Source organism: Enterobacter sp. PL_is379 (genome assembly GCF_055817355.1).
The window spans coordinates 57,645-83,158 of record NZ_JBVPGT010000017.1 but is presented as its reverse complement, the minus strand read 5'-3'; the positions used below and the strand labels follow the sequence as shown (position 1 = coordinate 83,158).

Below are 25,514 nucleotides of genomic sequence, written 5' to 3'. Positions count from 1 at the left end.
CGCTTCGCTTTTCGCTGCGGCGCGGGGTGTGCATATTACGCTTTCCCGCTTCAGAGTCAAGCGTTTATTTTCGCTTTTCTCTGCTGACCCGGCGGCGTGTGTGCCGTTGTTCCGTGTCAGTGGAGGCGCATTATAGGGAGTTATTCTGAAGTGACAAGCACAAAATACAAAAAACTTTTCGTTCGCTCACTTTTCAAACTTAACGCTTATTTATGTCGCGAATCGTCCGTTAAATGTGCGATTTCTCGCGCAAAACTGGCTACCTGCGACCAGTCGGTATAAACCACTTCTTTACGCGTGTCGGTTTCGCCCCCGGTCATCTTCATAATCAGGCGGATCATAAAGCGGTCATACCAGCGGTAGCGAGGGTAGCGCAGCGCGCCGGCAAAGACAGCGCACAGTTCAGGCTGCCACGGCGAGCTGAGTAAAAACTTGCGCGTGTAGCTGTTGGTCTGCGGCGTGCGCTTCTCGGGTTTACGCGCGACCAGATTGACCGAGTAAAATGCACCGGGCAGTTTATTGAGCACCGCCGTGTGCTTTTTCACAAAACGATCCAGCGCCGGATGGAAATGCCCGTAACGAATAGATGCACCAATTACCACGCGGTCGTAATCCTGCCAGCTTATCTGCTCAGCACGGTTCAGGTTCACCACATCCGAGTAAATACCCAGCTCTTTTAATTCCGATGCCAGATACGCGGCAATCTCGCGCGTTTGCCCGTCTCGCGTAGAGAAAAGAATCAGTGTCTTCATCAATAGCTCCTTACTCGCGCCAGAATGTAGGGGTGAACAGCACCAGCAGCGTAAAGACCTCAAGACGACCAAACAGCATATTGGCGATGAGGATCCATTTCGCGACCGGGTTCATACTGGCAAAGTTATCCGCCACAACCCCCAGGCCAGGCCCAAGGTTGTTCAATGTTGCGACGACCGACGCAAAGGCGGAGAAATCATCCACACCCGTCGCGATAATCGCCAGCATACTGACGATAAAGACCAGCGCATACGCCGAGAAGAACCCCCACACCGCTTCGAGGATACGTTCCGGCAGCGCGCGGTTACCCAGCTTGATGCTGTAGACCGCGTTCGGGTGGACCAGGCGTTTCAGCTCACGGTTGCCCTGCTTGAACAGCAGCAGAATACGGATCACCTTCAGGCCACCGCCCGTCGACCCCGCACAGCCGCCGATAAACGCGGAACAGAGCAGAAGCACCGGCAGGAACAGCGGCCAACGGGCGATGCTGTCCGTAGTAAACCCGGCGGTTGTCGCCATCGACACCACCTGGAAGAAGGCCTGGTTTAGCGTGGTCAACGCGGAGTTATAGACATCATGGAACCAGAGCACCAGGGTACAGATAATTACCAGCGTCAGCTGGACGCCAATAAACATGCGGAACTCAGGGTCACGCCAGTACACCTTCAGGCTGCGCCCGCTCAGTAAAGAGAAGTGCAGGCCATAGTTACAGCCAGAGATCAGCAGGAAAATGGCAATAATCGTGTTAATCGTTGGGCTGTCGAAGTAGCCGACGCTGGCATCGTGGGTGGAGAACCCGCCGATAGCAATCGTCGCGAAGCTGTGTCCGATGGCGTCGAAAGCGGGCATCCCGGCAAACCATAGCGCCAGCGCACAGGCCACCGTCAGCAAGACATAGATAAGCCAGAGAGTTTTCGCCGTCTCAGCAATACGCGGGCGCATCTTGTTATCTTTCAGCGGTCCGGGCATTTCGGCGCGATAGAGCTGCATCCCACCAACGCCCAGAATAGGCAGAATGGCCACCGCCAGGACGATGATCCCCATCCCCCCGAACCACTGCAGCATCTGGCGATAAAAGAGAATGGCGTGCGGAAGTGAATCCAGCCCCACCAGCGTCGTCGCCCCGGTGGTCGTTAAACCGGAGAAGGATTCAAAAAAGGCATCCGTGATGCTCAGGTTAGGCTGTTCAGAGAAGATAAAGGGTAGCGAACCAACGCTCCCCAGCACCGTCCAGAACAGGACCACTATCAGAAACCCTTCGCGAGATTTCAGCTCACCTTTCTGGCGACGGTTTGGCCACCACAGCAGCGAGCCAATCGCCAGCGCGACAAAGAAGGTCTGGGTAAATGCCCGCCCCGCGCCGTCCCGGTAGATAAGCGCCACCAGTCCAGGGAGAATCATCGTCCCGGAAAAGAGTATGACCAGCAGTCCAACGATTCGGGTTATGGCACGAAAATGCATCTCTGCCGCTTCCTTTGGTATTCAAAAGTGAGGTGGGGATTATTCTTCAATCGGCAGCAATTGCAACGAACCACGACTAAAATCAGCCAGTTTTGCTGAAAAAGCAGCCAGTTCCGCCTGAGGAAGCGCCACGCGTAATTGCACCATTGCCTGATATTCACTGTGTGCGATGACACCGTTAAACTGCCGCAGCAGCGCTTCAATACCCGATAGCTGGGCGTAATCGCATAATAAAGTATATTCGGTAAGCGGCGTTTTGCGGGTAGTGACCAGCATATTAAGCGCCTGCTGCACGCCCCCGCCATAGGCTTTAACCAGCCCACCGGTGCCTAACAAAATGCCGCCGTAGTAGCGCACCACCACGGCGGTTATTTCGCCCACGCCGCTGCCCATAAGCTGGGAGAGCATGGGTTTACCGGCCGTGCCCGCCGGTTCACCGTCATCGGAAAACCCCAGCTGCTGTGAATCGTCCGGCGGCCCTGCTACCCACGCCACGCAGTGGTGACGGGCGTCAGGATGCTCAGCCCGGACGGACTCGACAAACGCTTTTGCCGCCTCTACGCCGTCGGTATGCGCCAGCAGCGTAATAAAGCGGCTTTTCTTGATTTCCTCAACAAAGGTGACCGGTTCAGCCGGTATTAGCCAGCTTTCCATCAGGCCAGCTTCAGGTCTCGCGTCATATTCTCGATACCGTTTTCGTGAATCACCACGTTATCTTCGATACGAATACCGCCAAACGGCTTCAGCGCGTCAATTTTTTCCCAGTTGAAGTGCTTGCTGAACTGGCCTTCACGCCACGGCGCCAGCAGGGATTCGATAAAGTAGATCCCCGGTTCAATCGTCAGCACCATGCGCGGTTCCAGAATGCGGGTGCAGCGCAGGTAAGGATATTTAGACGGTGCCGCCAGGTGCGTACCGGTATCATCCTGCATAAAGCCCGCAACGTCGTGCACCTGCAGGCCCAGCGGGTGACCAATGCCGTGCGGCATGAAGGGCCCGGTCAGATCGTTCTCGACCATCGCCTCTTCGCTCATGTCTTTCACAATCTGGTGCTTACGCAGCAGTTTGGCGATGCGCTGATGGAACTGGATGTGGTAATCCACATAGCTGGTGCCCGCCTTCATGGTGGCAATCAGCGCCAGCTGTTCATCGTTCACGTCTTTGATCAGCTGCGCGAACTCGGTGTCCGCATTCGCCGCCCAGGTGCGGGTCAGGTCGGCCGCGTAGCCGTTGTACTCTGCCCCTGCGTCCAGCAGGAAGCTGCGCATTTCCGACGGAACCTGGTGATCCAGTTTGGTGTAGTGAAGCACAGACGCGTGCTCGTTCAGCGCGACGATATTGCTGTACGGCACGTCGGTATCACGGTGGCCTGTCGCGGTCAGATAGGCCTGATTGATGTCGAACTCGCTCATCCCCGACTGGAACGCTTCATGCGCCGCACGGTGACCATTCACCGCCGTTTTTTGCGCTTCACGCATGCAGTAAAGTTCATAGTCGGTTTTATATGCGCGGTAATAGTGCAGATAATCCAGCACCCCTTTCGGATTGAGTTTGTCTGCCGGAATATCCAGACTCAGCGCACGCTCCGGAACAGGGCCAATGTAGCCGATGTTGCCGCGCGCGGCAGGCAGTTGGCTGCCAATACCGTCCGCTTTCGGCAGTGCAATCACTTCTATCTCTTCCGTCCAGAAAGAGGTCGGCAGCGGTTCTACGTTGTGCCAGTAATCGACCGGCAGGTAGAACCACAGTTTCGGTTTGTTCACGCCATCCACCAGCAGCCAGCAATTTGGAACCTGCGTCACCGGAACCCAGGCTTTAAACTGCGGGTTCACCTTAAACGGATAAGCGTGGTCATCCAGAAAGGTATTCATCAGCTCGCCGGAGTGGATCAGCAGCGCATCCAGCTTAAAGCGGGCCAGTACATCGCGGGTACGTTCTTGTAGGGTAACGATATGATTTTTATAAAGCGAAGCCAGTGAGTCCATCATTCTTCCTTTCGTTTTTTTGACCTCAAGTCATCGCATCTTAGCACACCTCACTCCGGCTGCGTGATTTCCACCGACCGTGATCAATGCAGCATTTTCTTAATGAGTAATTTGCATTTTATTAACATAAATCCCACACTCCGATTCATCTGGTATGACCAGATCCAATTGCTGGATTCAGGAGACTGACATGCTCTACAAAGGCGACACCCTGTACCTCAACTGGCTGGAAGATGGCATTGCCGAACTGGTGTTCGATGCCCCCGGCTCAGTGAACAAGCTTGATACCGCGACGGTGGCCAGTCTTGGCCAGGCGCTGGATGTTCTTGAAAAACAACCTGAATTAAAAGGGCTGCTGCTGCGTTCGAACAAAGCGGCCTTTATCGTCGGTGCCGATATCACCGAGTTCCTTTCGCTGTTCCTGGTCCCGGAAGAACAGCTGAGCCAGTGGCTGCACTTTGCCAACAGCGTCTTTAATCGTCTGGAAGATCTGCCTGTCCCGACCATTTCCGCCGTTAACGGCTATGCGCTGGGCGGCGGCTGCGAGTGCGTGCTGGCGACAGACTATCGCCTGGCGACACCGGACCTGCGCATCGGCCTGCCGGAAACCAAGCTGGGCATCATGCCGGGCTTTGGCGGCTCCGTCCGTATGCCGCGCATGCTGGGTGCCGACAGCGCGCTGGAGATCATTGCCGCAGGTAAAGACGTCGGCGCAGAACAGGCGCAGAAAATCGGCCTGGTCGACGGCGTTGTGAAACCTGAGAAGCTGGTTGAAGGTGCTGTCGCCATTCTGCGTCAGGCGATTAACGGCGATCTCGACTGGAAAGCCAAACGCCAGCCGAAGCTGGAGCCGTTAAAACTCAGCAAGATTGAAGCCACCATGAGCTTCACCATCGCCAAAGGCATGGTCATGCAGACGGCGGGCAAACACTACCCGGCGCCGATCACGGCGGTGAAAACCATTGAAGCGGCTGCCCGTCTCGGACGCGATGAAGCGCTGAAGCTCGAAAATCAGAGCTTTGTCCCGCTGGCGCACACCAATGAAGCCCGCGCGCTGGTCGGTATCTTCCTGAACGATCAGTTCGTGAAAGGCAAAGCCAAACAGCTGACTAAAAACGTTGAGACGCCAAAACATGCGGCGGTACTCGGCGCGGGCATTATGGGTGGCGGCATCGCTTACCAGTCGGCCTGGAAAGGCGTGCCGGTGGTGATGAAAGACATCAACGAGAAATCCCTGACGCTGGGCATGACCGAAGCGGCCAAGCTGCTGAATAAACAGCTTGAGCGCGGCAAAATTGACGGTCTGAAGCTTGCAGGCGTGATTTCCACCATTCAGCCCGTGCTGGAATACAGCGGTTTTGACCGTGTCGACGTGGTGGTCGAAGCCGTCGTCGAGAACCCGAAAGTTAAAAAAGCGGTGCTGGCGGAAACGGAAGACAAGGTTCGTCCTGAGACCGTGCTGGCCTCTAACACCTCCACCATTCCAATCAGCGAACTGGCGAGCGTGCTGAAGCGTCCGGAAAACTTCTGCGGTATGCACTTCTTCAACCCGGTACACCGTATGCCGCTGGTCGAAGTGATCCGTGGGGAAAAAACCTCCGACGAAACCATCGCTAAAGTGGTGGCATGGGCAAGCAAGATGGGCAAAACGCCGATCGTCGTTAACGACTGCCCGGGCTTTTTCGTCAACCGCGTGCTGTTCCCTTATTTCGCCGGTTTTAGCCAGCTGCTGCGCGACGGCGCGGACTTCCGCAAAATCGACAAAGTGATGGAAAAACAGTTCGGCTGGCCGATGGGCCCGGCGTATCTGCTGGACGTAGTCGGCATTGATACCGCCCACCACGCCCAGGCGGTAATGGCGGCAGGCTTCCCGCAGCGCATGCAGAAAGACTATCGCGACGCGATTGACGCGCTGTTCGACGCTAACCGCTTCGGTCAGAAAAACGGTCTGGGCTTCTGGCGTTATAAAGAAGACAGCAAGGGCAAACCGAAGAAAGAAGAAGACGCGGCGGTGGATAGCCTGCTGGCCGATGTCAGTCAGCCGAAACGCGACTTCACCGACGATGAGATCATCGCCCGCATGATGATTCCCATGATCAACGAAGTGGTGCGTTGCCTCGAAGAAGGCATCATCGCCAGCCCTGCAGAAGCCGATATGGCGCTGGTATACGGCCTGGGCTTCCCTCCGTTCCACGGCGGCGCGTTCCGCTGGCTGGACACGCTCGGTAGCGCCCGCTATCTCGATATGGCTCAGCAGTATCAGCACCTCGGCCCGCTTTATGAGGTGCCGGAAGGGCTGCGTAACAAAGCGCGCCATAACGAACCCTACTATCCAGCAGTTGAGCCAGCCCGTCCGGTTGGCGAACTGAAAACGGCTTAAGGAGTCACAATGGAAAAGGTTGTCATTGTTGATGCGATTCGCACCCCGATGGGCCGTTCAAAAGGCGGTGCATTCCGTAACGTGCGTGCGGAAGACCTCTCCGCGCACCTGATGCGTAGCCTGCTGGCGCGTAACCCGGCGCTGGATCCTGCTGCGCTGGACGATATCTACTGGGGCTGCGTGCAGCAGACCCTGGAGCAAGGCTTCAACATCGCCCGCAACGCGTCGCTGCTGGCGGAGATCCCACATTCAGTTCCGGCCGTCACCGTGAACCGCCTGTGCGGTTCGTCAATGCAGGCGCTGCACGACGCGGCGCGCATGATCATGACCGGCGATGCGCAGGCCTGCCTGGTGGGCGGCGTTGAGCACATGGGCCACGTGCCGATGAGCCACGGGGTCGATTTCCACCCGGGGATGAGCCGTAACGTGGCGAAAGCCGCGGGGATGATGGGTCTGACCGCCGAGATGCTTTCTCGTCTGCACGGCATCAGCCGTGAAATGCAGGATGCCTTTGCCGCGCGCTCTCACGCTCGCGCATGGGCGGCGACACAGTCCGGTGCCTTTAAGAATGAGATCATCCCGACCGGCGGTCACGACGCAGACGGCGTTCTGAAGCAGTTCAGCTACGACGAAGTCATCCGCCCGGAAACCACGGTCGAAGCGCTGTCTACCCTGCGCCCGGCGTTTGATCCGGTCACCGGTACGGTCACGGCGGGAACGTCGTCCGCCCTGTCCGACGGTGCCGCCGCGATGCTGGTGATGAGCGAAAGCCGCGCCCGCGAGCTGGGCTTAACCCCTCGCGCTCGGGTACGTTCGATGGCGGTTGTGGGCTGCGATCCTTCAATCATGGGCTACGGCCCGGTTCCGGCCTCGAAGCTGGCGCTGAAAAAAGCGGGCTTAACCGCCAGCGACATCGATCTGTTCGAGATGAACGAAGCGTTCGCCGCGCAGATCCTGCCATGCATTAAAGATCTGGGGCTGATGGATCAGATCGACGAGAAGATTAACCTCAACGGCGGCGCGATCGCCCTCGGTCACCCGCTGGGCTGCTCCGGTGCGCGCATCAGCACGACGCTGATCAACCTGATGGAACGCAAAGATGCCCAGTTTGGTCTGGCAACGATGTGTATCGGGCTGGGTCAGGGTATCGCGACGGTGTTTGAGAGAGTGTAGGTCTAATACGTAGGCCCGATAAGCATCGCGCCATCGGGCTTTTGCCGGGAGGCGCTGCGCTTTCCCGGCCTACGAGAGGTACCTCGCCGCCAGTGGCGTCACTGGCGAAGAGAGAGAGTTTAGTTGCCGTTCTTCCCGCCTGTCAGGGGCGGGTTTTTTATTTAAATGAAGGCAAACGCATCGCCAAACAGGCGGTCTTCACGCGCATCACGTTCGTTACAGAACAGATCGCGGGCGATTTTCGCCATCTCGAAACGGCCAGCGATATAGATATCGTGCCCAGCCAGCGTACCGTGATCCTGCAGCACCGCCGTCAGCACCGTACCGCTACGCCCGCGCCAGCCCTCTTCCGGCTGCTCAACCACCGGCTCAATGCGCAGGTTAGGATGGGTGACGCTCAGCGCTTCCAGTTCAGACAGATCGTACAGATGTTTCTCTTCGCGGCCACCCCAGTAAATGGTGATGTCACGGTCCGGGTTACGCGCCAGTGCGGTCAACAGAATGGAGCGCACGTAGGAGAAGCCTGTACCGCCAGCGATCAGGATCAGCGGACGGTCTTCGTCATCGCGCAGCCACGCATCACCGTGCGGAATATCCACCACGATTTCACGTTCCTTCAGGATGCGATCCATCACCGCCATCGCATACAGGTTAAGCTCTGACGCACCAATATGAAGCTCAATAAATTCCTGCTCCGCCGGCGTTGAGGCCATAGAGAAAGGACGCTTATCACGCTCATCCATCACAACCATCAGGTACTGACCCGCGCGGAAAGAGAATGGCGCTTCTGGCACTAAACGGACGCGATATACGGTGTCGGTGATGGCATCTACCGAGGTCACTTTACAGCTTAAGGTTGTCATTCGCTCTCTCTGTCGGGAAGTCTATAGGGCTTAACGGTCAGCTCAGGGTTTACCGTTATTCATTATGGCCAGCTCGTCCCAGATCGCGTCAATGCGCGCGGTCACAGCAGGATCTTTTTTGATCGGGCGACCCCATTCACGGTCGGTTTCGCCAGGCCATTTATTTGTGGCATCCAGTCCCATCTTTGAGCCAAGACCGGAAACCGGCGAGGCAAAATCCAGATAATCAATCGGCGTGTTTTCGACTAACACCGTATCGCGCGCCGGGTCCATTCGCGTGGTAATGGCCCAGATTACGTCATTCCAGTCGCGGGCGTTAACGTCATCATCGCAGACAATAACAAATTTGGTATACATAAACTGGCGCAGGAAAGACCACACGCCCATCATCACGCGTTTAGCATGACCAGGATACTGCTTCTTCATCGTGACCACCGCCATGCGATACGAGCATCCTTCAGGCGGCAGATAAAAATCAACTATTTCCGGGAACTGCTTTTGCAGGATCGGCACAAACACTTCATTCAGCGCCACGCCCAGCACCGCCGGTTCGTCCGGTGGACGTCCGGTATACGTGGAGTGATAAATCGCATCCTCACGCTGCGTAATGTGCGTCACGGTAAACACCGGGAAGTTATCCACCTCGTTGTAATAGCCGGTGTGGTCGCCGTAAGGGCCTTCTGGCGCCATTTCACCCTGTTCAAGGTAACCCTCCAGCACAATTTCTGCACTGGCCGGAACTTCGAGATCGTTAGAAATACACTTCACGACTTCGGTTTTCGTTCCGCGCAGCAGGCCTGCAAACGCATATTCAGAAAGGGTATCCGGCACGGGGGTGACGGCTCCCAGAATGGTGGCCGGATCGGCGCCTAAAGCGACAGACACCGGGAAACGCTCCCCCGGATGCGCAGCGCACCACTCCTGGAAATCCAGCGCGCCGCCGCGATGCGACAGCCAGCGCATGATGAGTTTATTCTTGCCAATCAATTGCTGGCGGTAAATACCGAGGTTTTGCCGCTCTTTGTGCGGGCCGCGCGTAACGGTAAGCCCCCAGGTTATCAGCGGCGCAGCATCTTCCGGCCAGCACTGCATGACAGGGATTTTGGTCAGATCAACCGCATCGCCTTCCAGCACCTTCTGCTGGCACGGCGCGCCGCGCAGGCGTTTGGTGGGCATGTTCAGCACCTGCTTAAACTGCGGCAGTTTGTCGAACAGATCGCGAAAGCCTTTCGGTGGCTCCGGCTCTTTCAGAAACGCCAGCAGCTTACCGACTTCACGCAGCGCCGTGACGTCCTCCTGACCCATCCCCAGTGCAACACGACGCGGTGTACCAAACAGGTTGCACAGTACCGGCATGGAGTACCCTTTCGGATTTTCAAACAGTAACGCGGGGCCACCGGCACGCAGGGTGCGGTCAGCAATTTCTGTCATCTCCAGATAAGGATCAACAGGAAGTGTAATACGTTTGAGTTCACCCTGCTTTTCCAGCAGCGTCAGGAAGTCGCGGAGATCGTGGTATTTCATGCAGTTAATCATGGCCTCTCTGTAAGCGCTTCATTATACGGCGTAAGCCTGCTTGATGCTGTAATTTTGTTAAATTAGCGTGAAGTTATGCGTTCTGTCCCATTTTCGCCCATTATAATCAACTTAGCGATCCCGCCAGGGTTTTGATATGCTTGCGCCCCGAACTAAGGGAAAGAGTGATTATGCAGGCCTGGTATTTACTGTATTGCAAACGCGGGCAACTTCAGCGCGCGCAGGAACATCTTGAACGTCAGTCTGTAAATTGCCTGACGCCCGTGATCACGCTTGAAAAAATGCAGCGCGGGAAGCGCACAACCGTCAGTGAGCCGTTATTCCCGAACTACCTGTTCGTGGAGTTCGACCCGGAAGTCATCCACACCACCACCATCAGCGCAACGCGTGGCGTTAGCCACTTCGTTCGTTTTGGCGCCCACCCGGCAACGGTTCCGTCCACGGTCATTCATCAGCTGTCGATTTATCAACAGCCTGAAGGGATCACCGACCCCGAAACCCCTTACACGGGCGATAGCGTCGTGATTACCGAAGGGGCTTTCGAAGGCCTGCAGGCGATTTTTGCCGAGCCGGACGGGGAAGCGCGCTCTATGCTGTTGCTCAATCTGCTGAACAAGCAGGTGCTGCAGAGCGTTAAAAACACCGACTTCCGCAAACTTTAAACGTTTATTCCGAACAGATTACGCACGTTGTTATCCGTCTGCGCTGAAAGCCAGTGCGGATCCTCTCCGCGCCACTTCGCAACACTCTCAACAATGTGCCCCAGATACGCGGGCTCATTTCGCCGCGATGCCGGTTTGGGTTTCATATCGCGCGGTAGCAGATAGGGCGCATCGGTTTCAAGGAGCAACCGGTCAGCCGGGATCGCTGGCAACAGCTCCCGAAGTTCGAGCCCGCGACGCTCATCGCAAACCCAGCCAGTAATACCCAGATAAAGCCCTCGCTTCAGGCAATCGAGCGCTTCCTGTCGTGAACCGGTGAAGCAGTGCAGTACCGCGCCGGGCAGTTTCTCCAGCCACGGATCCAGAAGTGCCAGGAAACGCTCATGCGCGTCGCGGCAGTGCATAAATACGGGCATTCCAAGCTCTGCCGCCAGCGCAAGCTGGGCAGTGAATGCTTTTTCCTGCTCTTCAGGCGTGGAAAAGTTACGGTTGAAATCGAGACCGCATTCGCCGATCGCCACAACGGCTGGCGTCTTCGCCAGCCTGTACAGGGTGTCGCCACTTTCCGGGGTCCACTGGCTACTGTCGTGAGGATGCACGCCAGCAGTAGACCAACAGCGATCGTAGCGTTGCGCCAGCTGCTGCGCCTGCTCGCTCTCATGCAGGTTGGTGCCTGTCAGCAGCAGCCCTTTCACCCCGGCGGCAAACGCGCGCGCGACCACCTCATCACGATCTTTCGCAAACTGCGAGCTGGTCAGATTGAGTCCGATATCAAACATTCAAATCCCCATATAACAACCGCCCTGACGGGCGGCTGGTTTTACTCTTCAGTGGTCTTGTCGGACGTATCGTCTTCGTCATCCGCTCGACGTCCTTTACCCACGTAGAAACGCGAGAAGAATACGCCGACCTCAAACAGACAGTACATCGGTATGGCCAGCAGCGTCTGCGAGAACACGTCCGGCGGTGTCAGCAGCATGCCGACCACAAAGGCGCCCACCAGGATATACGGACGCTTCTTACGTAGGTCATCCGGGGTTGTTACCCCTACCCAGCAAAGCAGCACAATGGCCACCGGCACTTCGAATGCCACGCCAAACGCCATAAACAGCGCCATCACAAAGCTGAGGTAGCTGGCGATATCCGTCGACACCTGAACCCCTTCCGGCGCGGTATGCGTCAGGAAGCCGAAGGCCAGCGGGAAGACAACGAAATAGGCAAACGCCATGCCGATATAGAACAGCAGCGAACTGGACACCAGCAGCGGGATCACCAGCTTACGTTCGTGTTTATACAGTGCTGGCGCCACAAACGCCCACACCTGATAAAGAATGACCGGCGCTGAGGCAATCAACGACACCCAGAAGGTCAGCTTGATGGGGGTGAAGAACGGAGAAGCAACGTCTGTTGCAATCATCGTTGCGCCCAGCGGCATCTGCTTGATCAGCGGTGCAGAGACCACCTGATAGATATCGTTGGCAAAATAGACCAGGCACAGAAATATGAGTAAAACCGCAATAATGCAGTTTAACAGGCGCTTACGCAGCTCAATGAGGTGCGCAATCAGCGGTTGAGTATCATCTACTGCCATGTTTACGCTTTATCACTCGACGAGGGGGATGATTCGGAAACGGACGCAGCGGGCTTCACTTCCACCGTTTTTGCCACCGGCTCTTCCGGCTGCACCTGTTTTTTCACTTCGGTTTCCTGCGGCGTCTGTTCTGGCGCGGCAGCCTGATGTTCTGCGCTGGCAGGCGTTACGCCCTCGCGCTGCTCCTCGCTGCCCTTCACCACCGGGTTATGGATGGTATTCGCTTCATCGCTCGCTTTTTCAGGATCGTTAACGCTATAGGAGCGCTTCATGGATTCCGCCGCTTCGCGCAGCTCATCCATTGACGCTTTCAGTTCCGGCGTCAGGTTATCCATGCTCGCCTTCTCGACCTTTTTCAGGCTTTCCTGAAATTCCTGCAGCTTAAGCTCCTGCGCCAGCTCATTCTGAACGGTCGATGCCAGCGATCTCAGCGCACGAACCCAGCCCGCAACGGTCTTCACCGCCACCGGCAGACGCTGCGGCCCCAGCACAATCAGGCCAATCACAAAGACCAGCAGGAGCTCACTAAAACCAATGTCGAACACGACTTACACCTGCTCTTTATCGTGGCGTTTAGCGTCTTCCTTTTTGGCTTCTTCCTGCTTATCGGCGATGGACTTAGCAGTAAAATCAGCGTCCTGGCTGGTTTTATCCTGCTTGCTCTCATCATCGCTCATCGCTTTCTTGAAGCCTTTGATAGACGCGCCCAGGTCGGAACCAATAGAACCGAGCTTTTTGGTGCCAAACAGCAGCACGACGATGACGGCAATGATCAACAATTGCCAGATACTGATACCACCCATACATGTTCCTCAGGGATAGATGATTAATTAGTCAGGTCGCATTATACGTATGCGACCCGTCGATAGCGACGCAAACTCAGCGCGTTTTTCGCCATCCGGCAAGCCAGACAACCACCCCGGCGGCCATCAGCCAGGCGGGCATCATCTGCCAGTCCGGACGGTTGATCAGCAGCAGCGTACCGCTCAGCAGCAGCGTTGCGCCAATCCCAAAGAGATAGCGTGACTGTCCCTGGCGTACCCGGCTGGACTGAAGCTCGCGGGCGATTTTATCCATGCTGTGCTGAAGGTTCTTGCTCTGACGCAAACTGTCATAAACCAGTTCAGGAATTTCCGGCATTTTTTCTATCCAGAACGGGCCTTTCTCTTTCAGCGAGCGCACCAGCGCCGGAATGCCAACCTGATCCTTAATCCAGGACTCAAGGAAAGGTTTCGCGGTCTTCCACAAGTCTAACTGAGGATAGAGCTGTCGGCCTACACCCTCAACGTAAAGTAATGTTTTCTGAAGTAAAACTAGCTGTGGCTGAACTTCCATATTAAAGCGGCGAGCCGTGTTGAACAGGTTTAACAGCACGTGCCCGAAGGAGATTTCCGCCAGCGGTTTTTCAAAAATCGGTTCACAAACGGTCCGGATCGCAAACTCGAACTCCTCGACGTTGGTGTCCGGCGGCACCCAGCCTGAATCGACGTGCAGCTCGGCCACCTTACGGTAGTCGCGGTTGAAGAACGCGATGAAGTTCTCAGCCAGATACCGTTTATCTTCCTTGTTCAGCGACCCCACAATCCCACAGTCGATACCGATATACTTCGGATCCTCAGGGTGTTCGTAGCTCACGAAGATATTGCCCGGATGCATGTCCGCATGGAAAAAGCTGTCGCGGAACACCTGGGTAAAGAAGACCTGTACTCCACGCTCGGCCAACAGCTTCATGTTCGTTCCCTGCTTCTCCAGGGCCACCACATCCGAAACCGGAATACCGTAGATACGCTCCATTACCATCATGTTCTGGCTGCAGTAGTCAGAATAGACTTCAGGAACATAGAGCATCGGGCTGTTTTCAAAGTTGCGACGCAGCTGAATGGCGTTTGCCGATTCGCGCAGCAGGTTAAGCTCATCAATCAGCGTTTTTTCATATTCCCGCACCACTTCCAGTGGACGAAGGCGACGCCCGTCCGGCAGCAAGCGTGGTACCCAGCGCGCCAGACGATAAATCAGCTTCATGTCTGCTTTGATGATGGGCAGGATGTCCGGACGAATGACCTTAATAACGACTTCTTTGCCGTTTTCTTTCAGACGCGCGGTATGCACCTGCGCGATAGAGGCCGATGCCAGTGGGTGAATGTCGAAATCGTCAAACCAGGTCTCGACGGGTACATTTCCCATCGCCTCTTCAATTTGCTTTTTCGCGCGCGCGCCGTCAAACGGTGCGACGCGGTCCTGCAGCATCGCGAGCTCATCGGCAATAAGCGGCGGGAAGAGATCGCGACGGGTCGACAGCATCTGTCCAAATTTAATCCAAACCGGACCGAGCTCCTGCAGCGCCAGGCGAAGACGCTCTCCCAGCGGTTGACCTTTATGGCGATTGGGCATCCAGAACAGCATCCGCCGCCAGATACGAAGCGGCAGCGTGATACGCATTTTGGGGATAAGCTCGTCGAGCCCGTAGCTCAAAAAGGTGCGAATAATAAAATAGAGGCGCCGAATTTCACCAGGCGTCATTTGCCCTCCAGTTTTTCCAGCCGTTTGGTTAACGCATCAACCGCACGTTCAACAGCCGCGGTCTCTTCCGCAAACCACGCCACTTCCAGTGACCCGGGTGCCATTCGCCACTCCTCCGTCAGCACTTCCGCCGCATAGCGTTGCTGACGATGCAGGCTTTTACGCGCAAAGGAGGCGCCACCATGAAGGACTTTCCCGATGCCTTCGGCGGCGATGTCTCCGATAAAAGGCGCGAGCAGCTCTGCCGGGTCGAACTCCGCAAGATCGGTGAGCGCAACGAAGTTCTGCACGACCTGAATGTCGCCTTCTACTTCCAGCTCACCGCTGCGGATAAGCGCCGTTAATTGCTGGCGATCGCGCAGTTTTGGCAGCACGCTCATGTGCGTGATGACCGAGCAGTCAGCTTCACCTTCCCACTCCCCCAGTACGTCAAGCTGGCGTTCGCTGAAGACCAGTACAAGCGGCGTCGAGAACTCTTTTAAAACAATGCGCAATACCTTCCCATTTAGCCGCTGACGCGCAGCTTTCAGCGCCGGAGCGCGATACAGGAAAGCATTCAGTACATTCTCGATGCCTGCGGAGACTAAGGGTTTAAAGGGCACGGGACACCTCCACTCAGAATTTGTAACCGCGATGCAGCGCGACGACACCCGCCGTCAGGTTGAAATATTCAACGTTCTCAAATTCTGCATCCTGCATCATGGCTTTTAAGGTGTCCTGATCCGGGTGCATACGGATAGATTCCGCCAGATAGCGGTAGCTTTCCGCATCGTTGGCCACCAGCTCACCGATGCGCGGCAGCACGTGGAAGGAATAGGCGTCGTAGGCTTTGCTCAGCGGCTCAATGATCGGTTTCGAGAACTCGAGCACCAGCAGGCGTCCACCCGGTTTCAGCACGCGGTACATGGAGCGCAACGCCTTTTCTTTATCGGTCACGTTACGCAGACCGAAGGAGATCGTGATGCAGTCAAAGGTATTGTCCGGGAACGGCAGCGCTTCGGCGTTTGCCTGAACATATTCCACATTCCCCACCACGCCGATGTTACGCAGCTTTTCGCGTCCCATTTTCAGCATGGAGTCATTAATATCGGCAAGAACAACACGACCGGTTTCACCCACCAGACGAGAGAATTTCGCGGTTAAATCGCCCGTACCGCCGGCTAAATCCAGCACCGTTTGTCCGCGACGCACGCCGCTACAGTCAATGGTGAAGCGCTTCCACAAGCGATGAATGCCGAACGACATCAGGTCATTCATTACATCGTACTTCGCCGCCACGGAATGAAATACGTGGGCCACCATGTCAGCTTTCTGCGCTTTGGCGACAGTCTGAAAGCCAAAGTGCGTTGTGTCTTGTGAATCGTCAGCCATCTCAGAGCCTGCTTATCAGTAAAATGTTCGTGAAGTGTAACAGATTGGGCGCGTTTGCCCTACGTTTCAACCACCGCGAAATAAACGCGCTGGAGTCTCGTCTGGTGATAAATCCACCGCTAACGTGTTGTCTTCACTGTTTGTCTTTTGTTCGTCCGCACCTTCTCGCAGGCGAAACTCGTCGTCCTGGGCGGTGGCCTGTTCCACCAATTCCGGATTAATCTCGCGTTTAACCTCTACCCCCAGGCTGCGGAATGATTCGGCCTGCGCCAGCAGATTGCCGCGTCCCGAGGTGAGTTTTTTCATCGCCTGGCGGTAGTTATCCTGCGCACGATCCAGGCTCTGCCCGACTGAGGACATGTCGTCCACGAAGAGGCGCATTTTGTCGTACAGCTTGCTGGCACGATCGGCAATCTGCTGCGCGTTGCGGCTCTGGTGTTCATAGCGCCACAGGTTCGCAATGGTACGTAACGCCACCAGCAACGTGGTAGGGCTGACCAGCATAATGTTATTTTTGAGCGCTTCGGTGATGAGTTCAGGCTGCCTGTCGAGTGCCAGCAGAAACGCGGGCTCTACCGGAATAAACATCAGGACATAGTCCAGCGAGCGAAGACCCGGCAACTGCTGATAGTCTTTTCTGCCGAGCAGGCGAATGTGGTTACGCACGGAGGCAATGTGCTCCTGCAGCGCCGATTCGCGGGTGTAGTCATCCTCCGCGTTGAAGTAACGCTCATACGCCACCAGGGTCATTTTGGCGTCAATCACCACATCTTTACCCTGCGGCAGCCTCACGATCACATCCGGCTGCATGCGCGAGCGGGCGTCGTTTTCGATACTCACCTGCGTTTCGTATTCATATCCTTCCCGCAGGCCGGAGGCTTCCAGTACGCGGGTCAGCACCACTTCTCCCCAGTTGCCCTGGGTTTTGTTATCCCCTTTGAGCGCGCGGGTCAGGTTGACCGCTTCCTGCGCCATCTGGGCATTCAGCTGCTGGAGATTGCGAATCTCATGCGCCAGGGTGTGCCGCTCGCGGGCTTCCTGACCAAAACTGTCCTGCACCTGACGACGAAAACCGTCCAGCTGTTCACGCAGCGGCGTCAGCAGGCTGTTAAGGCTCTGGCGGTTCTGTTCATCAACGCGACGGTTGCTGTGCTCGAAAATACGGTTGGCGAGGTTCTCAAACTGTTCGCTGAGGCGCTGCTCGCTGTTGATCATCTGGCGGATTTTGTCTTCCGCATGCAGCTGAGTGGATTCAAGGCGGGTGGTCACTTCGCGGAGATCGGCCTCCAGCGAGGTGTTGATATCACGGAGATTGCGCAGCTCGTTGTTAAGCAGCTCGCACTCGTCGCGCCAGTGGTCACTCAGGGCAAGCTGCTGCTTTGCCGCACTTAATTCAGCGACGATCTCTTCGCGCTCTGCCAGCTGTTCGGCCTTCTGCTGTGCATGCTGATAGCTGGAAATGAGCCAGCCTATCGCCACGCCCACCAGCGCAATCACCGCATAAATCAGGATTGAGATATCCACAATGCCCCCTGCATCAACGTATTACCCGCACAAAATAAGATTGTGCTGTATAAACGTCCAGTTTGAAAGGGTTTTCCTGCGAGGCGCTACGCAAAAAATAAAGGCCGAACGTGCCGGCCTTTGATTTCGAAAGGAGGGGACTAGATCAGGCGACGCGCGGCTTCGACCACGATTTTCACTGCATGGCTTTCGGTCTGCTTCATGGTTTCGGCGTTCGGGATCTCCTGCTGGGTACGGTTGACGATAACGCCCGCCACCATACCGGCACGCAGACCCTGGCTTGCGCACATGGTCAGCAGCGTGGCGGATTCCATTTCGTAGTTCATCACGCCCATTGACTGCCACTCTTCCATGGAGCCTTTGAAGCGGCTTACCACGCGGCCAGAGAAGGTGTCGTAACGCTCCTGGCCCGGGTAGAAGGTATCGGACGAAGCGGTCACGCCCACGTGGGTGGTGGCGCCCACGGATTTCGCGGCTTCAACCAGCGCGGTGGTGCACTCGAAATCGGCCACCGCCGGGAACTCCATCGGCGCAAAGTGGAGGCTTGCGCCATCCAGACGCACAGACGCGGTCGTCACCAGCACGTCGCCGACGTTGATATGCGGCTGAATAGCGCCAGTGGTACCGATACGCAGGAAAGTACGAATGCCCAGCTGTGCCAGCTCTTCAACAGCAATCGAAGTAGACGGGCCACCGATACCGGTAGAACACACAATCACGGCTTTACCATCCAGCTCTGCGCGCCAGGTGGTGAATTCACGATGGGCTGCCAGCTTAACCGGCTTATCCATCAGCGCGGCGATCTTTTCCACACGCTCTGGATCGCCAGGGACGATAGCGAGCGTAGCCCCTTGTAAATCGTTTTTAGTGAGGCCGAGATGAAAAACATCAGACTTAGACATAGGTGACTCCTCTGTGGGTCGGTTAGTCAGAAGAAGTAAAACGGTACTTTACAGAAGCAGTAAGCATAATTTCGTGACGCATCTCACCATGAATGAAAATGATTGCATCAAATTTCCATCAAAAAGTGATTTACATCACATTAACAAGTTATATCGTCAGGTGCTGCACAAAAGATAGACCGTTTAAGGCACTGTGAGTTGTTAACCTGGTGTCTATATTTACCTTTGCGCTAACTGATTGGTACGGAGAATGCCATGACTGAAAAAACTGGTTTTGCACCTGCTGCGGCCCCGCATGCCTCAACCATCGTCTCAACATCTGAAGACGCCATCACGGCGGGTGAGACCTCTATTCCCTCGCAGGGGGAGAATATGCCTGCTTATCACGCACGACCAAAATCGGCAGACGGCCCGCTGCCCATCGTGATTGTGATTCAGGAGATATTTGGTGTTCACGAACACATTCGCGACCTCTGCCGCCGGCTGGCGCTGGAAGGGTATCTGGCCGTTGCGCCAGAGCTCTACTTCCGTCAGGGCGATCCGAACGACTACAGCGATATTCCCACCTTGCTCAGCAACCTGGTCAGCAAAGTCCCGGACGCGCAGGTGCTGGCCGATCTCGACCACGTCGCCAGCTGGGCGGCGCGCAACGGGGGCGATCCCCATCGTCTGCTGGTCACCGGTTTCTGCTGGGGCGGACGCATTAGCTGGCTGTATGCCGCACATAACCCGCAGCTCAAAGCCGCTGTCGCCTGGTACGGCAAACTGGTGGGTGAAAAAACGCTGAATTCACCGAAACATCCGGTTGATATCGCCACCGAGTTGAATGCCCCCGTGTTAGGGCTTTACGGCGGTCAGGACACCGGTATTTCGCTGGATTCGGTAGAAACCATGCGCCATGCGCTCCGCGCGGCAAATGCGAAGGCGGAGATTGTAGTTTACCCGGATGCCGGGCATGCGTTTAACGCCGACTATCGTCCGAGCTATCACGCTGAATCGGCGAAAGATGGATGGCAGCGGATGCTTACGTGGTTCCGTCAGTACGGTGGTAAAAAAGGGTAAGCCTTTCCCATCATCATGACGCATAAGGAGTACGTGTTATGGACTATTCCCTCGCGTTTCCACACGGTTTTTTATGGGGCGGCGCGATTGCCGCCAACCAGGCCGAAGGCGCATGGAACGTGGACGGTAAAGGGCCGTCCGTTGCCGACGCTGTCGCCTGGAAACCCAACCTCTCCGTGAAAGATTACAGCGGCCATATGGCCCTGACGGACGAGAATATCCGCGACGCGTTTGAAGGTAAAAATGATGCGCTGTACCCGAAACGCCGCGGCATCGATTTTTATCACCACTATAAAGACGACGTCGCGCTGTTTGCTGAGATGGGTTTTAAGGTGCTGCGCGTATCCATTGCCTGGTCGCGTATTTTCCCGACCGGAGAGGACGCCGCGCCAAACGAGGCCGGGCTGCAGTTTTATGAAGAACTGTTCCGCGAGCTGCGTCGTCATAACATCGAGCCGCTGGTCACCCTTTCCCACTACGAAATGCCGCTGGCGCTGAGCGAAAAATATAACGGCTGGGTGCATCGTAATGTGGTCGATGCCTTCGTTCGCTTCAGCAATGTTTGTTTCGACCGCTACAAAGAGCTGGTGCGTTACTGGCTAACCTTCAATGAAATAGACAGTATTCACCGCCATCCCTTTACGACCGCGGGCATTCGCGAAGAGAAAAGCGCACCGGGCAACGCGAAACAGGATATCTATCAGGGTCTGCACCATCAGTTTGTCGCGTCTGCACTGGTCACGCGCGACTGCCACGCCAAAATTCCGGGCAGCCAGGTCGGGTGCATGCTGACGAAACTGACGACCTATCCGCACAGCTGCCGTCCGGAAGACGTTGAAGCCACGCTGAAGAAAAACCTGGAAAACTATTTTTATGCCGACGTGCAGGTATTTGGCGACTATCCCCCGCTGATCCTGCGCGATCTGGAACGACGAAATATCCATATTGAAATGCACCCTGACGATCGGCGTATTTTAAAGGCGCATACCGTCGATTTCGTCTCCTTCAGCTATTACATGTCGATGACCGAATCCACGCAGCCTGACGCCGAACGCATTCCCGGGAATACCGTTCTCGGTGTGAAAAACCCGTATCTGCCTGCGTCCGAATGGGGATGGCAGATTGATCCGCTTGGGTTGAAAATCTCGCTGCTGGAGCTGTATGACCGTTACCAGAAGCCGCTGTTTATCGTTGAAAACGGTCTGGGCGCGAAGGATGTGGTCGAAAACGGCAAGATCCACGATAGCTATCGAATCGACTATTTCCGCGCGCATTTCGCGCAAACGCTGGCCGCGATTAATGAAGGCGTGGAGGTGATGGGGTTCACCACGTGGGGCTGTATCGACATCATTAGTGCGGGCACCTCGCAGATGTCCAAACGCTACGGTTTTATCTATGTCGATCAGGACGATGAAGGCAACGGTACGTTGAAACGGCTGAAAAAAGACTCCTTCTGGTGGTACCAAAAAGTGATTGCCAGCAACGGCGCAGATCTGCGCTAAGCATGCGCATTCCAGGCCGGGCAGACGCCCGGCCATCACGCGTCACAATTATGCCTGACGCAAATTCTGTGCTGCCTTCACCATGTTCGCCAGCGCGGCGCGGGTTTCCGGCCAGCCGCGGGTTTTCAGGCCGCAGTCCGGATTCACCCACAGGCGCTCAGCCGGAATGCGCTGGGCCGCTTTTTTCAGCAGGGCTTCAATCCACTCCACGCTCGGCACGTTCGGGGAGTGAATGTCGTACACGCCCGGCCCGATTTCGTTCGGGTACTCGAACTCTTCGAACGACTCCAGCAGCTCCATGTCTGAGCGCGACGTCTCAATGGTGATCACGTCGGCGTCCAGCGCGGCAATCGAATCCATGATGTCGTTGAATTCGCAGTAACACATGTGGGTGTGGATCTGCGTGTCGTCCTTCGCCACCGCGGCGTTGATGCGGAACGCCTCCACGCCCCACTGCAGGTAGGCATCCCAGTCGCTGCGGCGCAGCGGCAGACCTTCGCGCAGGGCCGGTTCGTCAATCTGAATAATACCAATGCCTGCTGCTTCCAGATCCGCCACTTCATCACGCAGTGCCAGGGCAATCTGTTTGGCGATGGTTTCACGGGTCACGTCTTCACGCGGGAAGGACCAGCAAAGAATGGTCACCGGACCAGTGAGCATGCCTTTCACCGGCTTGTCCGTGAGGGACTGCGCGTATTTCGCCCATTCCACGGTGATCGCTTCCGGGCGGCTGACGTCACCGATAACCACCGGTGGTTTCACGCAGCGGGAGCCATAGCTCTGCACCCAGCCGTTCTGGGTAAACACGAAGCCGTCGAGATGCTCACCGAAGTACTCCACCATGTCGTTACGCTCGGCCTCACCGTGCACCAGCACGTCCAGCCCCAGTCGCTCCTGCTCGATAATCGCCTGCTTGATGTGTTCGGCGATACCGGTGCGGTAGTGATTCGCATCCAGGTTACCCTTTTTGAAGTCCAGACGCAGGCCACGGATTTCGGTGGTTTGTGGGAAAGAACCGATGGTGGTGGTCGGCCACGCAGGCAGGTTGAAGCGGGCACGCTGCGCTTCGGCGCGTACCTCATATGGGCTCTGACGCTGGCTGTCCTGGGCGGTGATGGCCGCCAGGCGTTTTTCCACCGCCGGGTTATGCACGCGCGCCGAGTGACGACGTGCCTGGATCGGCGCGCTCCATGCGCTGATCGCCGCCGTGTCGCCGCTGTTCAGCGCATCGCGCAGCAACGTCAGCTCTTCACATTTTTGCAGGGCGAAGGCAAACCAGCTTTTCACCTCGGCATCAAGACGGGTTTCCACGCTCAAATCGATCGGGCAGTGCAGCAGGGAGCAGGACGAGGCCACCCACAGCTCACGTTTGCCGACGATGTCCTTAATCTGTGCGTATTTCTCGGTCAGATCGGCGCGCCAGACGTTACGACCGTTAACCAGACCCGCGGAGAGCAGCCAGTCTGCGGGCAGTCGCTTGTGCAGTTCCGCGACATCGTCTTTGCCGTGAACCAGGTCAACGTGCAGGCCCTGAACCGGCAGCGCGGTAATGGTGTTCAGGTTCGGCGTAACGCCCTCAAAATAGGTGGTCAGCAGCAGCTTCACCTGCCCCGCCAGCGCGTCGTACGCCGGTTTGAAAGCATCAAGCCAAACTTTGGGCAGTTCGAGCACCAGCGCCGGCTCGTCGATTTGCACCCACTGAATGCCGCGCTTGCCCAGCTCAATCAGCACCTGTTTATAGACCGGCAGAATATCCTTCAGCAGGCTGAGTCGGTCAAATTGCTCGCCTTTTACTTTGCCCAGCCACAGGTAGGTGACTGGCCCCAGCAATACGGGCTTCACCTGATGACCCAGCGCCAGCGCTTCGTCCACTTCATCCAGAAGCTGCGTCCAGGTCAGCCTGAACTGCTGACCCTTTACGAACTCCGGCACCATATAGTGATAGTTAGTGTTAAACCATTTAGTCATTTCCGCCGCTGCCGCTGGCTCACCCGTTGGCGCACGGCCACGGCCGATGCGGAACAGAGTATCGATATCTACCGATCCATCTTTGTTCTGATGACGAGCCGGCACGTTGCCAAGCAGCAGGCTGGTCGTCAGAACATGGTCGTACCAGGCGAAATCACCCACCGGCAGCAGGTCAATCCCCGCCTGTTTTTGCTGATCCCAGTGACGGGCGCGCAGCTCGCGTCCCACCGCCAGCAGTTCTTCACGGGTGGCGTTACCCGCCCAGTAGCTTTCTTGCGCTTTTTTCAGCTCGCGACGCAGGCCAACGCGAGGGAAACCGAGTGTGTGATTGCGGATTGTCATGGTGTGCCCCTTGTGAAATTCGTTATTTAGACGTCCAGATGTTTACACATCTATAATTGGCAGGTACTGTATATTCCTCAAGCGCAAAATGTTCATGCCGAAGTGAAGGACTTTCATGATCGAGATAAAACACCTGAAAACGCTACAAGCGTTGCGGAACTGCGGCTCGCTCGCGGCGGCGGCGGCCACGCTGCACCAGACCCAGTCCGCCCTTTCTCACCAGTTCAGCGATCTGGAACAACGCCTCGGCTTCCGTCTTTTTGTGCGCAAGAGCCAGCCGCTGCGCTTTACGCCCCAGGGCGAGATCCTGTTGCAGCTGGCGAATCAGGTCCTGCCGCAGATCGCCAGCGCGCTCCAGGCGTGTAACGAACCGCAGCAGACCACGCTGCGTATCGCCATTGAGTGCCATAGCTGTATTCAGTGGCTGACCCCCGCGCTTGAGAACTTCCGCCAGAAATGGCCGCAGGTGGAGATGGACTTCAAATCCGGCGTAACGTTCGACCCGCAGCCCTCGCTGCAGCAGGGCGAGCTGGATCTGGTGATGACGTCCGATATTCTGCCGCGCAGCGGCCTGCACTATTCGCCGATGTTTGATTATGAAGTACGCCTGGTACTGGCGCCGGATCATCCGCTGGCGGCCAAAACGCGCATCACGCCGGAAGACCTGGCGACGGAAACGCTGCTGATTTACCCGGTTCAGCGCAGTCGTCTGGATATCTGGCGACACTTCCTGCAGCCCGCGGGCATCAGTCCGCAGCTGAAAAGCGTGGATAACACCCTGCTGTTGATTCAGATGGTGGCGGCCAGAATGGGTATCGCGGCGCTGCCGCACTGGGTGGTAGAGAGCTTTGAACGCCAGGGTCTGGTGGTGACCAAAACCCTGGGTGAAGGACTGTGGAGCCGGCTGTACGCCGCCGTGCGCGATGGCGAGCAGCGTCAGCCGATTACGGAGGCGTTTATTCGCTCAGCGCGGAACCACGCGTGCGACCATCTTCCGTTTGTGCGGAGCGCGGAGCGACCCAGCGGCGATGGACCCACAGCGAAGCCAGGATCACCGCTCCCCCAATAAGGAAGCTCGGCCAGTGCGGCTGTTGCTGCCAGATGGCAAGGTTGACCAACAACCCAGCCGGGACATGCACGTTGTTCATGATCCCCAGCGTACCGGCGTCGACCTGCGTCGCGCCGTAATTCCACATGAAGTACCCCAACCCGGAAGCCACGACGCCCAGCCAGATCAGCACGCCCCACTGCACGGGGGTAGTCGGCAGCTTTTGCGGGTTACCGAGCATAAACCACGCCGCCACCGCGACCATCGCGGCCCCCATGTAGAACCAGGCGAACGCGTTATGCTGCGGCATCGGACGGGTTTCCATCAGGCGTTTGTAGCCCACCATGCCAATGGCGAAACTGATATTGGCGAGCTGGACGAACATCAGCCCGGTCCAGAAGTGATCGCTCACTTTGTCGTAGCGAATAATCGCCGCGCCGATCACCGCCAGCGCCGCGCTCAGCAGGTATCCCCAGCGCAGACGGCGTTTACTCAGCAGATCGTAAATCAGCGTGATGTAGAGCGGCGTCAGCACGGTAAAGAGCAGGAATTCCGAGACGGACAGATAGACGTAAGCCCGGAAGCTGAACAGGTACATGATGCCGAGCTGCATCGCCCCCACCAGCATGTACAGCACAATCGTTTTCAGCGACTGTCCGCGCGTGCGCAGAAACGGCAGGAACACCAGCGCCGCCAGCCCTACGCGCATCAGCACCGAGAAGTAGCTGTCGACTGAACCGGCAAGGTATTCGCCAATCAGGCTAAAGGAGAAGGCCCACAGGATAGTGGTGATAATGAGTAGCGCCACAATGCTTGTCTCTCAGAAAGAAGGAGAGGCATTGTAGCGAACTCTTTAGTTGACATCTGAGCA

General features: G+C 56.6%; 23 protein-coding genes. 6 read left to right on the top strand and 17 right to left on the bottom strand.

What is annotated here, in order from left to right:
• Positions 1–206 precede the first annotated feature (206 nt).
• Genes hemG through pepQ form a run of 4 tightly spaced genes read right to left on the bottom strand, consistent with a single transcriptional unit; the run spans position 207 to position 4,199 of the window.
• On the bottom strand, positions 207–752 hold the full coding sequence (gene hemG / locus AC0TOY_RS01525) for a menaquinone-dependent protoporphyrinogen IX dehydrogenase (RefSeq protein WP_148769902.1): 546 nt from the start codon (positions 750–752) through the stop codon (positions 207–209).
• 10 nt (positions 753–762) lie between these two features.
• Complete coding sequence (gene trkH / locus AC0TOY_RS01520) at positions 763–2,214, bottom strand: Trk system potassium transporter TrkH (RefSeq protein ID WP_023309600.1); 1,452 nt, start codon at positions 2,212–2,214, stop codon at positions 763–765.
• 39 nt (positions 2,215–2,253) lie between these two features.
• Positions 2,254–2,868: an IMPACT family protein gene (locus AC0TOY_RS01515; protein ID WP_024908007.1), complete on the bottom strand. Its 615-nt coding sequence runs from the start codon at positions 2,866–2,868 to the stop codon at positions 2,254–2,256.
• Positions 2,868–4,199: a Xaa-Pro dipeptidase gene (pepQ, locus tag AC0TOY_RS01510; RefSeq protein ID WP_148769929.1), complete on the bottom strand. Its 1,332-nt coding sequence runs from the start codon at positions 4,197–4,199 to the stop codon at positions 2,868–2,870. Before pepQ ends, AC0TOY_RS01515 begins: the two co-directional genes overlap by 1 nt.
• A 190-nt stretch (positions 4,200–4,389) precedes the next feature.
• Here pepQ and fadB point away from each other — a divergent pair, with 190 nt between their 5' ends.
• Together fadB and fadA are read left to right on the top strand one after the other, a co-directional pair.
• Positions 4,390–6,579 (top strand): fatty acid oxidation complex subunit alpha FadB, encoded by a 2,190-nt coding sequence (fadB, locus tag AC0TOY_RS01505; RefSeq protein ID WP_473721407.1) that lies wholly within the window; start codon positions 4,390–4,392, stop codon positions 6,577–6,579.
• Between the two features lie 9 nt (positions 6,580–6,588).
• On the top strand, positions 6,589–7,752 hold the full coding sequence (fadA, locus tag AC0TOY_RS01500; RefSeq protein ID WP_090420960.1) for an acetyl-CoA C-acyltransferase FadA: 1,164 nt from the start codon (positions 6,589–6,591) through the stop codon (positions 7,750–7,752).
• Positions 7,753–7,913: 161 nt separating this feature from the next.
• Here the strand turns inward: fadA and fre are convergent, their stop codons facing one another.
• The gene (gene fre, locus AC0TOY_RS01495) at positions 7,914–8,615 is read right to left on the bottom strand and encodes an NAD(P)H-flavin reductase (RefSeq protein WP_008501516.1); all 702 of its coding nucleotides are present in this window, start codon (positions 8,613–8,615) and stop codon (positions 7,914–7,916) included.
• A 42-nt stretch (positions 8,616–8,657) separates the two neighbouring features.
• Positions 8,658–10,148 (bottom strand): 4-hydroxy-3-polyprenylbenzoate decarboxylase, encoded by a 1,491-nt coding sequence (ubiD, locus tag AC0TOY_RS01490; protein WP_161798590.1) that lies wholly within the window; start codon positions 10,146–10,148, stop codon positions 8,658–8,660.
• 173 nt (positions 10,149–10,321) lie between these two features.
• On the opposite strand from ubiD, the gene rfaH reads away from it, so the two are divergent.
• The gene (rfaH, locus tag AC0TOY_RS01485; RefSeq protein ID WP_023309605.1) at positions 10,322–10,813 is read left to right on the top strand and encodes a transcription/translation regulatory transformer protein RfaH; all 492 of its coding nucleotides are present in this window, start codon (positions 10,322–10,324) and stop codon (positions 10,811–10,813) included.
• On the opposite strand, the gene tatD is transcribed toward rfaH, so the two are convergent.
• The 9 genes from tatD to udp form a co-directional block, all read right to left on the bottom strand.
• Positions 10,810–11,592 (bottom strand): 3'-5' ssDNA/RNA exonuclease TatD, encoded by a 783-nt coding sequence (gene tatD, locus AC0TOY_RS01480; RefSeq protein WP_473721406.1) that lies wholly within the window; start codon positions 11,590–11,592, stop codon positions 10,810–10,812. The two genes, rfaH and tatD, sit on opposite strands and share 4 nt — an antisense overlap.
• A gap of 41 nt (positions 11,593–11,633) precedes the next feature.
• Positions 11,634–12,404: a Sec-independent protein translocase subunit TatC gene (tatC, locus tag AC0TOY_RS01475; RefSeq protein WP_032646063.1), complete on the bottom strand. Its 771-nt coding sequence runs from the start codon at positions 12,402–12,404 to the stop codon at positions 11,634–11,636.
• Between the two features lie 2 nt (positions 12,405–12,406).
• The gene (gene tatB, locus AC0TOY_RS01470) at positions 12,407–12,949 is read right to left on the bottom strand and encodes a Sec-independent protein translocase protein TatB (RefSeq protein WP_473712429.1); all 543 of its coding nucleotides are present in this window, start codon (positions 12,947–12,949) and stop codon (positions 12,407–12,409) included.
• Between the two features lie 3 nt (positions 12,950–12,952).
• Complete coding sequence (gene tatA, locus AC0TOY_RS01465) at positions 12,953–13,207, bottom strand: Sec-independent protein translocase subunit TatA (RefSeq protein WP_024908000.1); 255 nt, start codon at positions 13,205–13,207, stop codon at positions 12,953–12,955.
• A gap of 76 nt (positions 13,208–13,283) precedes the next feature.
• On the bottom strand, positions 13,284–14,924 hold the full coding sequence (gene ubiB, locus AC0TOY_RS01460; protein ID WP_024907999.1) for a ubiquinone biosynthesis regulatory protein kinase UbiB: 1,641 nt from the start codon (positions 14,922–14,924) through the stop codon (positions 13,284–13,286).
• The gene (gene ubiJ, locus AC0TOY_RS01455) at positions 14,921–15,526 is read right to left on the bottom strand and encodes a ubiquinone biosynthesis protein UbiJ (protein ID WP_473721405.1); all 606 of its coding nucleotides are present in this window, start codon (positions 15,524–15,526) and stop codon (positions 14,921–14,923) included. Before ubiJ ends, ubiB begins: the two co-directional genes overlap by 4 nt.
• Positions 15,527–15,539: 13 nt before the next feature.
• On the bottom strand, positions 15,540–16,295 hold the full coding sequence (gene ubiE, locus AC0TOY_RS01450; RefSeq protein WP_023309612.1) for a bifunctional demethylmenaquinone methyltransferase/2-methoxy-6-polyprenyl-1,4-benzoquinol methylase UbiE: 756 nt from the start codon (positions 16,293–16,295) through the stop codon (positions 15,540–15,542).
• 66 nt (positions 16,296–16,361) lie between these two features.
• Positions 16,362–17,819 carry a DNA recombination protein RmuC gene (gene rmuC, locus AC0TOY_RS01445; RefSeq protein WP_090420954.1) on the bottom strand — a complete coding sequence of 486 codons (1,458 nt, stop codon included), beginning with the start codon at positions 17,817–17,819 and terminating at the stop codon, positions 16,362–16,364.
• Between the two features lie 140 nt (positions 17,820–17,959).
• Positions 17,960–18,721: a uridine phosphorylase gene (udp, locus tag AC0TOY_RS01440; protein ID WP_003860792.1), complete on the bottom strand. Its 762-nt coding sequence runs from the start codon at positions 18,719–18,721 to the stop codon at positions 17,960–17,962.
• 255 nt (positions 18,722–18,976) lie between these two features.
• Between udp and AC0TOY_RS01435 the strand changes: the two genes are divergently transcribed.
• Together AC0TOY_RS01435 and AC0TOY_RS01430 are read left to right on the top strand one after the other, a co-directional pair.
• Positions 18,977–19,783, top strand: a complete 807-nt coding sequence (locus AC0TOY_RS01435; RefSeq protein WP_024907996.1) for a dienelactone hydrolase family protein — start codon at positions 18,977–18,979, stop codon at positions 19,781–19,783.
• Between the two features lie 38 nt (positions 19,784–19,821).
• Entirely contained in the window at positions 19,822–21,285 is a 1,464-nt protein-coding gene (locus AC0TOY_RS01430; protein ID WP_473721404.1) for a glycoside hydrolase family 1 protein, read from the top strand.
• A 48-nt stretch (positions 21,286–21,333) separates the two neighbouring features.
• Here the strand turns inward: AC0TOY_RS01430 and metE are convergent, their stop codons facing one another.
• Positions 21,334–23,595, bottom strand: a complete 2,262-nt coding sequence (metE, locus tag AC0TOY_RS01425; protein WP_473721403.1) for a 5-methyltetrahydropteroyltriglutamate--homocysteine S-methyltransferase — start codon at positions 23,593–23,595, stop codon at positions 21,334–21,336.
• A gap of 115 nt (positions 23,596–23,710) precedes the next feature.
• Between metE and metR the strand changes: the two genes are divergently transcribed.
• A complete protein-coding gene (metR, locus tag AC0TOY_RS01420; RefSeq protein WP_024907993.1) occupies positions 23,711–24,664 on the top strand; it encodes an HTH-type transcriptional regulator MetR in 954 nt (317 codons plus the stop codon).
• Here the strand turns inward: metR and AC0TOY_RS01415 are convergent.
• Positions 24,552–25,451 (bottom strand): carboxylate/amino acid/amine transporter, encoded by a 900-nt coding sequence (locus AC0TOY_RS01415; protein ID WP_045909224.1) that lies wholly within the window; start codon positions 25,449–25,451, stop codon positions 24,552–24,554. The two genes, metR and AC0TOY_RS01415, sit on opposite strands and share 113 nt — an antisense overlap.
• Positions 25,452–25,514: the final 63 nt, after the last annotated feature.

Excerpts from the sequence above, each read along its gene's own strand:
- hemG (WP_148769902.1), bottom strand. The coding sequence starts at position 752 with ATGAAGACACTGATTCTTTTCTCTACGCGAGACGGGCAAACGCGCGAG.
- trkH (WP_023309600.1), bottom strand. The coding sequence starts at position 2,214 with ATGCATTTTCGTGCCATAACCCGAATCGTTGGACTGCTGGTCATACTC.
- AC0TOY_RS01515 (WP_024908007.1), bottom strand. The coding sequence starts at position 2,868 with ATGGAAAGCTGGCTAATACCGGCTGAACCGGTCACCTTTGTTGAGGAA.
- pepQ (WP_148769929.1), bottom strand. The coding sequence starts at position 4,199 with ATGGACTCACTGGCTTCGCTTTATAAAAATCATATCGTTACCCTACAA.
- fadB (WP_473721407.1), top strand. The coding sequence starts at position 4,390 with ATGCTCTACAAAGGCGACACCCTGTACCTCAACTGGCTGGAAGATGGC.
- fadA (WP_090420960.1), top strand. The coding sequence starts at position 6,589 with ATGGAAAAGGTTGTCATTGTTGATGCGATTCGCACCCCGATGGGCCGT.
- fre (WP_008501516.1), bottom strand. The coding sequence starts at position 8,615 with ATGACAACCTTAAGCTGTAAAGTGACCTCGGTAGATGCCATCACCGAC.
- rfaH (WP_023309605.1), top strand. The coding sequence starts at position 10,322 with ATGCAGGCCTGGTATTTACTGTATTGCAAACGCGGGCAACTTCAGCGC.
- tatD (WP_473721406.1), bottom strand. The coding sequence starts at position 11,592 with ATGTTTGATATCGGACTCAATCTGACCAGCTCGCAGTTTGCGAAAGAT.
- tatC (WP_032646063.1), bottom strand. The coding sequence starts at position 12,404 with ATGGCAGTAGATGATACTCAACCGCTGATTGCGCACCTCATTGAGCTG.
- tatA (WP_024908000.1), bottom strand. The coding sequence starts at position 13,207 with ATGGGTGGTATCAGTATCTGGCAATTGTTGATCATTGCCGTCATCGTC.
- ubiB (WP_024907999.1), bottom strand. The coding sequence starts at position 14,924 with ATGACGCCTGGTGAAATTCGGCGCCTCTATTTTATTATTCGCACCTTT.
- ubiE (WP_023309612.1), bottom strand. The coding sequence starts at position 16,295 with ATGGCTGACGATTCACAAGACACAACGCACTTTGGCTTTCAGACTGTC.
- udp (WP_003860792.1), bottom strand. The coding sequence starts at position 18,721 with ATGTCTAAGTCTGATGTTTTTCATCTCGGCCTCACTAAAAACGATTTA.
- AC0TOY_RS01435 (WP_024907996.1), top strand. The coding sequence starts at position 18,977 with ATGACTGAAAAAACTGGTTTTGCACCTGCTGCGGCCCCGCATGCCTCA.
- AC0TOY_RS01430 (WP_473721404.1), top strand. The coding sequence starts at position 19,822 with ATGGACTATTCCCTCGCGTTTCCACACGGTTTTTTATGGGGCGGCGCG.
- metE (WP_473721403.1), bottom strand. The coding sequence starts at position 23,595 with ATGACAATCCGCAATCACACACTCGGTTTCCCTCGCGTTGGCCTGCGT.
- metR (WP_024907993.1), top strand. The coding sequence starts at position 23,711 with ATGATCGAGATAAAACACCTGAAAACGCTACAAGCGTTGCGGAACTGC.